13 protein-coding genes are annotated in these 12,595 nt (G+C 42.5%); all 13 read right to left on the bottom strand.

Annotated features, from left to right (window positions below; all coding sequences use genetic code 11):
- Positions 1-385: 385 nt before the first annotated feature.
- The 13 genes from MKZ26_RS17360 to MKZ26_RS17300 all read right to left on the bottom strand — a co-directional run bounded on the left by MKZ26_RS17360 (position 386) and on the right by MKZ26_RS17300 (position 12,531).
- Positions 386-622, bottom strand: a complete 237-nt coding sequence (locus tag MKZ26_RS17360) for a DUF1146 family protein (protein WP_067213105.1) — start codon at positions 620-622, stop codon at positions 386-388.
- A 104-nt stretch (positions 623-726) separates the two neighbouring features.
- Positions 727-1,134, bottom strand: a complete 408-nt coding sequence (locus MKZ26_RS17355) for a F0F1 ATP synthase subunit epsilon (protein ID WP_067213107.1) — start codon at positions 1,132-1,134, stop codon at positions 727-729.
- Positions 1,135-1,279: 145 nt separating this feature from the next.
- Positions 1,280-2,695: a F0F1 ATP synthase subunit beta gene (atpD, locus tag MKZ26_RS17350; protein WP_340766926.1), complete on the bottom strand. Its 1,416-nt coding sequence runs from the start codon at positions 2,693-2,695 to the stop codon at positions 1,280-1,282.
- Positions 2,696-2,739: 44 nt separating this feature from the next.
- Positions 2,740-3,597 carry an ATP synthase F1 subunit gamma gene (atpG, locus tag MKZ26_RS17345; protein ID WP_340766925.1) on the bottom strand — a complete coding sequence of 286 codons (858 nt, stop codon included), beginning with the start codon at positions 3,595-3,597 and terminating at the stop codon, positions 2,740-2,742.
- Between the two features lie 72 nt (positions 3,598-3,669).
- On the bottom strand, positions 3,670-5,178 hold the full coding sequence (gene atpA / locus MKZ26_RS17340) for a F0F1 ATP synthase subunit alpha (RefSeq protein WP_340766924.1): 1,509 nt from the start codon (positions 5,176-5,178) through the stop codon (positions 3,670-3,672).
- 25 nt (positions 5,179-5,203) lie between these two features.
- Entirely contained in the window at positions 5,204-5,743 is a 540-nt protein-coding gene (locus MKZ26_RS17335) for a F0F1 ATP synthase subunit delta (protein WP_067213118.1), read from the bottom strand.
- The gene (gene atpF, locus MKZ26_RS17330) at positions 5,740-6,294 is read right to left on the bottom strand and encodes a F0F1 ATP synthase subunit B (RefSeq protein WP_082786737.1); all 555 of its coding nucleotides are present in this window, start codon (positions 6,292-6,294) and stop codon (positions 5,740-5,742) included. The genes MKZ26_RS17335 and atpF overlap by 4 nt, the downstream gene beginning before the upstream one ends.
- Before the next feature lie 150 nt (positions 6,295-6,444).
- The gene (gene atpE / locus MKZ26_RS17325; RefSeq protein ID WP_067213121.1) at positions 6,445-6,657 is read right to left on the bottom strand and encodes a F0F1 ATP synthase subunit C; all 213 of its coding nucleotides are present in this window, start codon (positions 6,655-6,657) and stop codon (positions 6,445-6,447) included.
- A gap of 67 nt (positions 6,658-6,724) precedes the next feature.
- Positions 6,725-7,435: a F0F1 ATP synthase subunit A gene (gene atpB / locus MKZ26_RS17320; protein WP_340766923.1), complete on the bottom strand. Its 711-nt coding sequence runs from the start codon at positions 7,433-7,435 to the stop codon at positions 6,725-6,727.
- A gap of 121 nt (positions 7,436-7,556) precedes the next feature.
- Positions 7,557-7,928, bottom strand: a complete 372-nt coding sequence (locus MKZ26_RS17315; protein WP_067213126.1) for an ATP synthase subunit I — start codon at positions 7,926-7,928, stop codon at positions 7,557-7,559.
- Between the two features lie 584 nt (positions 7,929-8,512).
- A complete protein-coding gene (gene wecB / locus MKZ26_RS17310; protein WP_067214075.1) occupies positions 8,513-9,634 on the bottom strand; it encodes a non-hydrolyzing UDP-N-acetylglucosamine 2-epimerase in 1,122 nt (373 codons plus the stop codon).
- A gap of 19 nt (positions 9,635-9,653) precedes the next feature.
- Positions 9,654-10,283 carry a uracil phosphoribosyltransferase gene (upp, locus tag MKZ26_RS17305; RefSeq protein WP_340766922.1) on the bottom strand — a complete coding sequence of 210 codons (630 nt, stop codon included), beginning with the start codon at positions 10,281-10,283 and terminating at the stop codon, positions 9,654-9,656.
- A gap of 91 nt (positions 10,284-10,374) precedes the next feature.
- On the bottom strand, positions 10,375-12,531 hold the full coding sequence (locus MKZ26_RS17300; protein WP_340766921.1) for a putative bifunctional diguanylate cyclase/phosphodiesterase: 2,157 nt from the start codon (positions 12,529-12,531) through the stop codon (positions 10,375-10,377).
- Positions 12,532-12,595: the final 64 nt, after the last annotated feature.

Below are 12,595 nucleotides of genomic sequence, written 5' to 3'. Positions count from 1 at the left end.
AACATGTTGTAGTTATATATTATTTTTGCAAAAAATTCATCATCAAAACATATACTATTCTACAGTGCCCTTGCTTATTAAACAAGTAACGTCTGGTCTATTTTTCGGTCTAAGCGCCAAGTAGTTTATACTATGTGCACTTTTGCCGTTTTGTGTCATAATAGCTCTCCGCTTGTCACTTAAGTTCCCCGTATTAAGTAATAACAAACCTTACATTAACACAAAGTGATGAATTTCATGTCATCGCCCCGAATACGAATTTCTTTATCAAGTCATAGTAGTATTCTTACGGAGACATCTACGGCTTTTTCATATACGCGGCGACTACATGTATCTTATCAACTCATCGTATAAAAAGTACATATATTGAATCGAAATTGAAACTTTAGCCAAACATAAATGGAAGTCTTCCTGACCAATAGGATAGCTCTAAAAAGAAATTCGATACTGCCCAACCCATTAAAATACTGAGTAAAATGAACAATAATTGTGCTTGGAAGACACGGTTCTTTTTAATAATTTTTTCTGGCATGATTGCCTGTAGTGCATAAAACGAGATGGCTATAAAAAAAGTATGCGATACGATGGCCAAAAGTGGTTGAAATGCAATTATGTCGCCCATTTGAAGCCCTCCCTTGTTCATTAAGCTAGAATTGAAGATTTGGTATGACTACATTGAAAAGGCGAACAGAAGAATTTTTTCCCCTGTCCGCCCACATCAACAACTCATTTTTTTCTTGTTTCGTAGACATTGATACGATTGAGGGCACGTTCTAAATCCAGTGCCGCTAATTCGTGTTCTCTGCCTTCTTTTTTTGCCTGAAGTGTCTCTTCTGCTAGTTTCGCCGCTTTTTTAGCACGGTCGATATCAATAGAAGAAGCCAGTTCTGCACTTTGTGCTAAAACAGTGACAACATCCGGACGGACTTCGATGAAACCGCCATGAACGGCAATTTGTTCCGTCGAATCATCCTTCTGCAGGCGAAGCCCACCGATTTGAAGCGGTGCGACCATCGCGATGTGGCCGGGAAGGATCCCGATTTCACCTGTTTCGGTAACTGCGATGATCATGTTCGCTTCAGTTTCAACAACAGGGCCGTCGGGAGTGACGATATTGACTTTAATTGTCTTCATTTTTTTCCCTCCTGGTCCCTTCTAATCAAGTACGCCTCGGTGTATTTACACCCAGTTTTTTATCGAGTAAGCCCAATAAAAATCTGTGACATCCGCCTGAGGCTATAATTCAATTCAGAAGGGGTTAGAATCCTGCTGAATTGAATTAAACTTCAACACCCATACCTTTAGCTTTTGCAATTACGTCTTCAATCGTTCCAACAAGTCGGAATGCGTCTTCTGGAAGGTGATCGTACTTACCTGCAAGAATTTCGCTGAAGCCTTTAATTGTTTCGGAAACCTGTACGTAAGATCCTTTTTGTCCTGTGAACTGCTCAGCAACGTGGAAGTTTTGTGACAGGAAGTTTTGAACACGACGTGCGCGTCCAACTAACTGCTTATCTTCTTCTCCAAGTTCATCCATACCTAGGATTGCGATGATATCTTGAAGTTCACGGTAACGCTGAAGCGTTTGTTGAACTTGACGTGCAACGTTGTAATGCTCTTCGCCAACGATTTCCGGGCTTAATGCACGTGAAGTCGAAGCAAGTGGGTCAACCGCAGGGTAAATACCCATTTCAGAAAGTTTACGCTCAAGGTTCGTCGTTGCGTCAAGGTGAGCAAACGTCGTAGCAGGAGCCGGGTCAGTATAGTCATCCGCTGGTACATAAATTGCTTGGATAGACGTAACAGAACCTAAGTTTGTCGATGTAATACGTTCTTGAAGCATACCCATTTCCGTTGCCAGTGTCGGTTGGTAACCAACTGCTGATGGCATACGGCCAAGTAGTGCTGAAACTTCAGAACCCGCTTGTGTGAAGCGGAAAATATTATCGATGAACAGAAGCACGTTCGCGCCTTGTACGTCACGGAAATGTTCTGCCATTGTAAGACCAGTTAATGCAACACGCATACGTGCACCAGGTGGCTCATTCATTTGACCGAATACCATTGCCGTTTTCTTAATAACGCCGGAATCTGTCATTTCGTAGAACAAGTCATTACCTTCACGAGTACGTTCTCCAACGCCTGCGAATACGGAAATACCACCGTGTTCTTGAGCGATGTTATTGATCAATTCTTGTATTAGAACTGTTTTACCTACACCAGCACCACCGAAGAGGCCGATTTTACCGCCTTTAATGTATGGAGCAAGCATGTCAACAACTTTAATACCTGTTTCAAGAATTTCAACTTCAGTTGAAAGTTCTTCGAATACTGGAGCTAAACGGTGAATCGGGTCGCGGCGTTCTGAAGCCGGGATTTCCTCACCAAGGTCAATAATCTCTCCAAGTACGTTAAATACGCGTCCTAGTGTAATGTCACCAACTGGGACAGTAATCGAAGAACCCATATCATCAACTACAGTACCACGTTGTAGACCATCTGTTGAAGACATCGCAATAGTACGTACAGAATCATCCCCGAGGTGTAGCGCGACTTCAAGTGTCAACGTTTCAGGCTCAGCGTTTGGACGTTCAATTTGGACCTTCAATGCGTTATAAATAGATGGAAGTTGTCCGTCTTCAAACTTAACGTCAACAACCGGACCCATTACTTGAAGAACATGTCCTTTATTCATACTTTTTCCCTCCTGTCTTACTCTTTGCCGTACAGTGCCCACTCTTATTCAAGAGCTGCGACGCCGCCAACGATCTCCGTAATTTGTTGCGTGATCGCAGCTTGTCGTGCACGGTTGAATGAAAGTGTTAAAGAATCTATCAAATCAGCTGCATTATCAGTAGCAGTTTTCATCGCTGTCATACTGGAAGCATGTTCACTCGCTTTTCCGTCAATTACAGCTCCATAAATAAGGCTTTCCGCGTATTGCGGCAGAAGCACTTCAAGAATTGCTTCGCCTGAAGGCTCAAACTCATATGAAGTAGTAGCGGCAGTCGATGTGATATCAGTGAGCGGAAGCAATTTCTTTTCCGTCACTTCACTTGCGATGGCGGAAACGAAGTGGTTGTAATACAAGTACACTTCGTCATACTCGCCTTCTGTGAACATGCCAACAGCACGCTTCGCGATATCTTTTATTTCGTCGAAAGAAGGATGGTCAGATAGACCGACCTTACTTTCAGCTATGTTGAAACCTAGTCTTTCGAAATAGTCGTGGCCTTTTTGTCCGATTGAAATGATGCTCACTTCTTCTTTCGAAGTGTGGCGTGTTTCAATCGCACGTTTTGCGATACGTAGGATGTTAGCATTGTAACCCCCTACAAGTCCACGGTCAGATGTAATCACGATATAACCTGTCTTTTTAACAGGTCTAGATATCATCATCGGGTGACTCAAGTCACTTGTTCCAGCTGCGATTGAACCTACAACTTCTTGAATTTTTTCCATGTACGGGATGAACGCTTTCGCATTCAGCTCGGCACGGCTTAATTTAGAAGCAGAGACCATTTGCATTGCTTTCGTAATCTGACTTGTCTTTTTCGTCGATTTAATACGGTTTTCTATGTCGCGTAAAGATGCCATTGGCAATTCTCACCACCTTTTGTTTTTTTTGGTCACTTTGACGAAGAACGTCAAATTTGATTCCAACTAGAATTATTCAGAACGTGCGAAAATCTTCTTGAATGCGTTGAGTGCTGTTGCCATCAATTCATCAGCTGGAAGGTCTTTCGTCGTACGAATATGATCTAAAACGTCAGTGTGGTTAGTTTCAAGCCAGCTTAAAAGTTCGCTTTCGAAACGAAGAATATCTTTGACAGCGATATCGTCTAGGAATCCACGTGTCAATGCGTAAAGAACCATAACTTGTTGCTCAACTTTAAATGGTTTATTCAAGTCTTGCTTCAAGATTTCAACTGTACGCGCTCCGCGGTCCAGTTTCGCTTGAGTTGCAGAATCAAGGTTTGAGCCGAATTGTGAGAACGCTTCAAGCTCACGGTATGCCGCAAGGTCAAGACGAAGTGTACCCGCAACTTTTTTCATTGCTTTGATTTGCGCTGATCCACCAACACGGGAAACTGAAAGACCGGCGTTAATCGCTGGACGTACACCCGAGAAGAATAGGTCAGATTGAAGGAAAATTTGTCCATCAGTGATAGAAATTACGTTCGTTGGAATATAAGCAGAGATATCTCCAGCTTGTGTTTCAACGAATGGTAATGCCGTGATAGAACCTGCACCAAGTGAGTCATTCAACTTCGCTGCGCGTTCAAGTAAACGAGAGTGAAGATAGAAAACATCACCAGGATAAGCTTCACGGCCTGGAGGACGACGAAGTAGTAAAGAAAGTTCACGGTATGCCGCTGCTTGTTTAGATAGATCATCATAAACGATTAGAACGTGCTTACCATCGAACATGAATTCTTCAGCCATTGTTATTCCTGTGTATGGTGCAAGGTATAGTAATGGTGATGGTTGTGAAGCAGACGCCGTAACAACGATTGTGTAATCAAGTGCGCCGTTTTTACGAAGTGTTTCAACAACACCACGAACTGTTGATTCCTTTTGTCCGATTGCTACATAAATACAAATCATATCTTGGTCAGCTTGGTTCAAAATTGTATCGATTGCAACTGTCGTTTTACCTGTTTGACGGTCACCAATGATCAATTCACGCTGTCCGCGGCCGATTGGTACAAGTGCATCAATCGCTTTAATACCCGTTTGTAGTGGTTCATGAACGGATTTACGCGCCATAACCCCTTGTGCTGGGCTTTCGATTGGACGTGTTTTTGTCGTATTGATCGGACCTAATCCATCAACTGGTTGCCCAAGTGGATTTACAACGCGTCCGATTAATTCTTTTCCAACTGGAACTTCCATAATACGGCCTGTTCGACGTACTTCATCGCCTTCTTTGATGTCTGTGTAAGGCCCTAGGATAACGATACCAACGTTGTTCGCTTCCAAGTTTTGAGCCAGACCCATGACGCCAGTTGAGAACTCTAAAAGTTCCCCAGCCATGACGTTGTCGAGGCCATGAGCACGTGCGATACCGTCACCAATTGCGATAACTGTACCGACTTCGCTCACTTTCATCTCAGATTGATAATTTTCAATCTGCTGTTTTATGAGAACACTGATTTCCTCAGCTTTGATGCTCATGCATGTCACCCCTCAAATTTCAGATTTATGAACCGATAAGATCCCGTTCCAGTCGCTCAAGCTTCGCGCTTACGCTGCTGTCGTAGATAATGTTACCAATTTGAAGACGGATGCCTCCAAGTAAGCTCGGATCGATGATGTTTTCAATTCGCAATGCTGTTTTACCAATCTTTTTGGCGAATGCAGTAGAGATAGCTTGGCTTTCATCAACTGTAAGCAGACGTGTAGAATACACTTTCGCGTCAGCGATGCCTGCTGCATCATTCGCATAAGAGATAAACTCGTTAACAAGGTTTACAACCTCGTCTATGCGTTTTTTATCGAGCATTAGGAACAAAGTATTCAAAATGAGCTGATTCGCGCCTTTGAATGAATCTGCCATAAGCTCTTTCTTTTTTGCTGATTTTAATCTCGGTGATTGAAGTAATTGACCGAGCTCTGGATTTGTTTGGAAAACTTTTTTCAATTCAAGAAGATCTTCTTGAATTGCGCCAGTTTGTCCGTTTGTTTGTGCTAGTTCAAACAATGCTTGTGCATAGCGTTTTGCTACAACCGATTGGCTCATCGCCCTTCGCCTGCCTTCGCAATCGTTTCTTCAATCAATGCACGATTATCTTCCTCGGAAATTTCTTTACCGAGCACTTTAGATGCTGCAAGGATAGAAAGAGATACGAATTCTCCGCGAACAGCCGCGATCGCTTTGTCTTTTTCAGATGCAATTTCAAGAGTTGCTTCTTCTTTCATACGACCCACTTCTGAACGAGCAGCTGTGATGATTTCTGTACGTTGAGTTTCGCCTTGCTTACGGGCATTTTCAACAATCGCCTGAGCGTTATTACGCGCTTCATTCAAAAGGTTACGCTGTTCTTCAAGAATCTTTTGTGATTCTGCACGGCTCTTTTCAGCCGATTCGATTTCATTTGCAATCAACTCAGCACGTTGATCCATGACACCCATAAGTGGGCCCCAAGCAAACTTCTTCAGAAGAAGCATGAGAATCGTGAAAAACGAAAGTGTGACAATTATATCACCAAGGTTTATTCTGTCGTTCAGTTTTGCTAAGAATCCTGGATCGGCTACATCTGCTGCCAATAGGACGAAGGTATCCAAAAACACGATTGTTTCACTCCCTTCAAGAGCTTATAATTCATCGAATATAGTTAGTTGTTCATTATTTCGTAAGTTGTGTTACACATTTTTCTCCATAAAGGAATGGCGAAGGACTTTGTAGTGCGCTCTTCGCCATTTTGTTACTGTTGGTAATTATTATTTGTTCATAACGATGAACGCTACTACTACTGCGATAATAGGAATCGCCTCAACTAGTGCAACACCGATGAACATTGTTGATTGAAGAACGCCACGTGCTTCTGGTTGACGAGCGATCCCTTCAACTGTTTTTGAAACGATAAGACCGTTACCGATACCTGCACCAAGTGCACCAAGACCGATTGCGATTGCAGCTGCTAATAAACCCATAGTATAATTTCCTCCTAATATTTTCGAGTTTTTTTGTTTGTTCACCCGTTAAACGGGCAGTATATGTTTAATGGTCTGTTTTGACTTTATGCGCCATATAGACCATCGATAACATAACAAAGATGAATGCCTGGATTGCTCCGATAAAGATCGAGAACCCTTGCCAAGCGAGTGCTGGAACCAGGGCGCCGACAAAGCCGTAGACACTTCCTGCTCCAAGTGTTGCAAGAAGACCAAGTAGGACCTCACCTGCATAGATGTTACCGTAAAGACGCAGACCAAGTGTCAGCGTGTTTGCAAACTCCTCAATTACTTTCAATGGGGCCATAAATGGCATTGGTTTTAAATAACCCTTCCCATATTCTTTGAGGCCCAATAATTTGATACCGTAGTAATGCGATAAAACAACGACCATTGCAGCAAGTGTCAATGTGACTGTTGGATCTGCCGTTGGTGATTTCCACCACAGCACGTGATTCACTTGAATAGAGAATGGAAGTCCGATTACGTTGGCTACGAAAACAAACATTAATAGCGTTATTCCAAGTACATGGAAGCGCCCGCCTGTTTTCCAGTCCATATTGTTCTTAATAATACCTTTTACGAAATCCATGATCCATTCCATAAAGTTCTGCATACCCGTAGGTTTCAGTTGCATTTTGCGTGTTGCAATGAATGCGATAAGGAATACAATCAGGCACGTGATGAAAAGCATAAGGACGTTTGACAAGTTAAATGTCAATCCGAGCCACACTATCGTCGGATTTTCGTGGGTCACGTTTCGTTCACCTCCCTTTCACAATCGGTTTAAGCATTTTCTGAGAAACAGAAAAGTTCGATGTTAGCTCATTTCTTCGAAAAAGCAAAAATCGATGTAAGCTCTTTTCTTCGAAAAAGCTTTAATGGTTTTTTGTACGGAATATAATCCCATCAGCCAATAGCAGGATGTAAGGAATCATAAGCCCGATAACCGAACTAACCAGGTTAAAATGTTCCGGCAGCGAAATCGCGACTGCCGCCGCAGCCACACCGGATGCGAAACGCATCAGCGTTCCAAGTGATGCTCTTTTCTTACCCTCCGTAAAAATCTTGTCGAATCTCTCCATTCTACGGACAAGAATCCAAAAATTATACAATCCGAACAGAGATCCGAGAATTAATCCTGCGAAAATCGGCTTCAAATCAGTTAATGCCCACCCTAGAACGAACAATGCGAGCAAAAAAAAGAGAGCCTTCTTTTGCTTTCTATGAATTTCTTGCAATGTTTGCATGTAGGTGATTCTCCTGATTCGTATTTCCAAATTGTATGGAGCCTTGCAACTTCGATTGAGATAAGGCTTAGTAGCAAGCAAATCACAAGAAAAAGCGGGGTGGTCCCGTTTCGCTGTCCAGCCAGTTATTTGTCCAGTCTAAGCAGGCCGCTTACACTATTCTTGGCAAGACTCTGAAAAGGATGGAACCTGTAAGTTGTGCGAGTATTGTCGAATGGAAGGCAATTCGGCAGATGCTGCGTTTAATCAAATGCATGATGCTATTTAAGCCTCTGCACATCCGTCAAAAAACGATAGGATGCTAACACAGCCTTAACATTCACATTATGTCGCCGTTTCATATATGAAAACCCTATCATTCTTACCCTTTGTAAGCATACAATAGGCATATTTTGATGTCAATTGATTACAGTGAAATTTTTCACAAAGACTTCACATTGTCAAACATTCGACAAAATTGGAAGGTTGTTCGATGAATATTAATGGTTTTGGGTTTTCCATTAGGACTTTCCCTATTTTTTTGAGATTCCATGACCCTATTCCAAAAAAATACGACCGGATTTATCCGGTCGTCGTGCTACTTGTTATTCTATAGAAGATAAGTACTCTTTCAACGCTTCAACGATTCGTTCAGAAGCGTGTCCGTCACCATATGGATTGGACGCTTTTGCCATTCTGCTGTATTCTGCTTCATTGGTTAAAAGTTCATCCGTCAATGTGAAGATTGTTTCTTCATCTGTACCGGCCAGTTTTAATGTCCCCGCTTTGATACCTTCCGGGCGTTCGGTTGTATCGCGCAAGACGATAACCGGTTTGCCAAGTGAAGGCGCTTCTTCTTGGATACCACCTGAGTCCGTCAAGATAATGTGTGATCGTGCTGCAAAATTGTGGAAGTCAACAACTTCAAGCGGTTCGATCAGATGAATGCGGTTGTTGCCTCCAAGAAGTTCATCAGCTACTTCGCGCACTGCCGGATTCATGTGAACAGGATAGATAACTTGGATATCATCATGTTTCACAAGTAACCGGTTTATAGCACGGAACATGTTGCGCATTGGTTCGCCAAGGTTTTCACGACGATGTGCAGTTAGTAATATAAGCCTGTCCGTTCCGATTTTATCGAGAACAGGGTGTGAGTACTCTTCACGCACTGTCGTTTGAAGCGCATCAATCGCAGTATTTCCGGTGATATAGATGCGATCTTTCGATTTTCCTTCGGCTATCAAATTGTTAGCCGATTGTTCTGTCGGTGAAAAATGAAGATCAGCAATGACACCTGTTAGCTGCCTATTCATTTCTTCCGGGTACGGTGAATATTTATCCCACGTACGAAGCCCTGCTTCAACATGTCCAACCGAAACTCGGTTGTAAAACGCTGCAAGTCCACCGATGAAAGTTGTCGACGTATCTCCGTGGACCAGTACGATATCGGGTTGCGCTTCTTTCATGATACGGTCAAGCCCTTCGAGTCCGCGTGTTGCAACATCAACAAGTGTTTGCCGATCTTTCATGATATTAAGATCAAAATCTGGTGTGATACCGAATGTGTGAAGCACTTGGTCCAGCATTTCACGATGTTGCGCTGTAACCGTCACAATCGATTCGATGTCGTCCGAATGCTTTTGCAATTCCAACACAAGCGGAGCCATTTTAATAGCTTCCGGCCTTGTACCGAAAATCGTCATCACTTTCCATTTCTTTGTCAATATCTTCACGCCTTCCAAATCATTTTGTTCCGAATAGACGGTCGCCAGCATCACCAAGTCCTGGTACGATGTAGCCTTTTTCATCCAATTTCTCATCCATCGCAGCGATATAAATATCCACATCAGGATGTGCATCTGTCAATGCTTTCACACCTTCTGGAGCAGCAATTAGACACATGAACTTAATGTTTTTCGCACCGCGGCTCTTCAATGATTCGACCGCCGCAATTGCAGATCCGCCCGTTGCAAGCATCGGGTCGACGAGAATGAAGTCACGTACCGATACATCGGATGGTAGTTTTACGTAATATTCGATGGGTTGCAATGTTTCAGGATCACGGTATAGACCGATATGACCTACTTTTGCCGCTGGAATTAATTTTAGAATTCCATCTACCATACCAATACCTGCCCGTAAGATTGGAACGATTCCAAGCTTCTTGCCTGCAAGTACGTTCGATTTAGCTTTACAGACCGGCGTTTGAACTTCCACTTCTTTAAGTGGAAGTTCGCGCGTGATTTCGTAAGCCATAAGTGTCGCTACTTCATCGACAAGCTCACGGAATTCTTTCGTTCCTGTCTCGATATCACGTATGTACGTAAGTTTATGTTGGATAAGTGGATGGTCAAAAACATGTATTTTCGGCATTAATATTCGCCCCTTTATTAGAATGTCCTGTTCATTATAACAGATATATTCCAGTTCAGGTACGCTAGACATCTGACTACTTAATGTCTAACTATTCGGCAAGCAATTGTTCAATTTCTTGCAAAGGCATTGGCTTATAATAGTAGAAACCCTGCCCCACTTTACAGCCTAGATTACGTAAAATCTCAATATGTCTTTCCTCTTCGATTCCTTCTGCAACTGTTGTCAAATTAAGGTTTTCAGCCAGTTGAATGATTGTTCTGACGACTGCAAGCGTGCCCAGTTCATCTAGCTCACTAATGAAGCTTCGATCAATCTTCAATTCGCAAAGAGGTAATTGAGGCAAATAGCTGAGCGAAGAATAGCCGACACCAAAATCATCGACGGATATTTCGAAGCCTGCCGCATTTAGTGCATGAAAAATCGATTTCGCCTTTTGTATGTCAACGAGTCCGATACTCTCCGTCATTTCCAACATAATATGCTCGGGTGAAAGGTCATGGTTATCAGCTAGCCTTATTAACTTCTCGACGAAAGTCCGGTCAAAGAAATGGTGGACAGAAATATTGACGGCCACCTGATACATCTTTTCACCTGTCTTTTGACGTTTCCGCAGCCATTCCATTACTTTAGATAATATAATTATTTCCAGTTCAATGATTTTACCCATATTTTCAGCGGCTGGGATGAAAAGATTCGGCGGAACTGGGCCTAGCACTGGTGAAAACCAGCGAGCAAGCGCTTCGAAGCCAATGATTGCTCCATCTTTCAAATCGACTTTTGGCTGAAGGTAGACATCGATTTCCTGTCCAATAAGTGCTTTCGATAATTCATTGAAAATCTTCATTTCTTTGATTGTTTCTTCGTTTTGAAGATCCCTGTAAAATGACATCGCATTGCCAGGCTTCTTTTTCGCGTCTGACATAGCTATATCCGCCCGGCGCAGCAGTTCCTCTTCACTTTTTTTATCACCTTCAGCAAATGAAACTCCGATTTTTAGTGTGATGAACAGTTCCTGCCCCGCCACAATAAACGGTTCCGAAACAATCGTACCTAATTCGAAAAGGTAGTTCTCATCACCACTTTCGCCCGTTATAACAAGTGATGCACTTGAAAATCGTCCGATATAGTTCGAGTTCCTTTTCCCTGCTTTTTCGATTCGTTTGCCCAGCTGGATAAACAATTCATCGGCTGCATTTCTTCCATATAGATCAACTATTTTTGCGTATTCACCTGGTTCTATGACCGCAACAAAATGTCCTTGACCATCTAAGAGATTATGTTTAAGTTGGTTCAAAAACGCATGACGGTTCGGCAATCCTGTTTGTGGGTCAGTAAAAGCAAGCCTGCGATACTCTGCCTGCTGTGTATAATGCTTTCTTGTCATTTGGACAATCGGGACCATCTTTTTGAGAAACTGAATTTGAGTTTCTGTTGGATTTCCGTTTTTCTTCACGAACACCGTTACGAGTCCGTCCATTTCATCTTCACTGTCAAATGTCGGAACCGACCAGTTCGAATGGAAATCAATTACCGGTTTTTCTCCTTGTAGAACTTTCTCTCGATTATTTTCCATGACAATCACATCTTCTGATATATAACTGGTTTCAAGTGCCTCATTATTCAATATTTCTCCAAGCAATTGATCAGGTACTGAATCCGCGGCTCCGATGTACCACCCATCATTTTGCTCTTTGAAAAGAATCGAACATACAGACCCTTTTGGAAAGAAAGATTCGACAACGGTTCCTATCTTTTGTAATAAATCAGAGAGTTCTGCACCCGCATTTATACCTGAAAAAATCGCCTCTTGTAATCGAAGTAGGGATTCGTCTTTTTTACGTTCAGTCACATCTAAAATGAAGGATGCAATAAATAGAGCTTCCCCTTTCCCGTCAATAAGCGGCTGAATGATAAGTTCATTCCAAAACGGAGTCCCGTCTTTTTTATAGTTCAGCACCTCGGCATTCGCAGGCATGCCCTGACGAAGTTTCTTGTTAATCTCCTCAATAAGTTCCATATCAGTTTCTTCGCCTTGCATGAATCGCAAGTTCTGGCCTATCACTTCTGCAGATGGGTAACCCGTAATATTTGTAAATGCTTCATTAATCAAAACAACCGGATCGTCTGGGGCAGATGGATCCGTCAAAATGAAACCAGTCTGAAAACGGCTTCCAAAACGCTGAAGCCAATTAAATAATATTGCTTTTTCAGCTTTATCTGTATACGTCATTTTAGGATTACTCATAATATATTCCCCTCCCAATAAAAGAAAAATAAGCCGCCATCCATATTGATAGCGGCTTATTTCT

Origin of the sequence: Sporosarcina sp. FSL K6-6792 (genome assembly GCF_038004885.1) — a bacterium.
GTDB classification, from domain to species: domain Bacteria; phylum Bacillota; class Bacilli; order Bacillales_A; family Planococcaceae; genus Sporosarcina; species Sporosarcina psychrophila.
Note: the sequence above shows the minus strand (reverse complement) of the source record. Positions and strands in the feature narration are given on the sequence as shown.

Excerpts from the sequence above, each read along its gene's own strand:
- MKZ26_RS17300 (WP_340766921.1), bottom strand. The coding sequence starts at position 12,531 with ATGAGTAATCCTAAAATGACGTATACAGATAAAGCTGAAAAAGCAATA.
- atpD (WP_340766926.1), bottom strand. The coding sequence starts at position 2,695 with ATGAATAAAGGACATGTTCTTCAAGTAATGGGTCCGGTTGTTGACGTT.
- atpE (WP_067213121.1), bottom strand. The coding sequence starts at position 6,657 with ATGGGTTTATTAGCAGCTGCAATCGCAATCGGTCTTGGTGCACTTGGT.
- upp (WP_340766922.1), bottom strand. The coding sequence starts at position 10,283 with ATGCCGAAAATACATGTTTTTGACCATCCACTTATCCAACATAAACTT.
- MKZ26_RS17335 (WP_067213118.1), bottom strand. The coding sequence starts at position 5,743 with ATGAGCCAATCGGTTGTAGCAAAACGCTATGCACAAGCATTGTTTGAA.
- atpG (WP_340766925.1), bottom strand. The coding sequence starts at position 3,597 with ATGGCATCTTTACGCGACATAGAAAACCGTATTAAATCGACGAAAAAG.
- MKZ26_RS17315 (WP_067213126.1), bottom strand. The coding sequence starts at position 7,928 with ATGCAAACATTGCAAGAAATTCATAGAAAGCAAAAGAAGGCTCTCTTT.
- MKZ26_RS17355 (WP_067213107.1), bottom strand. The coding sequence starts at position 1,134 with ATGAAGACAATTAAAGTCAATATCGTCACTCCCGACGGCCCTGTTGTT.
- atpA (WP_340766924.1), bottom strand. The coding sequence starts at position 5,178 with ATGAGCATCAAAGCTGAGGAAATCAGTGTTCTCATAAAACAGCAGATT.
- MKZ26_RS17360 (WP_067213105.1), bottom strand. The coding sequence starts at position 622 with ATGGGCGACATAATTGCATTTCAACCACTTTTGGCCATCGTATCGCAT.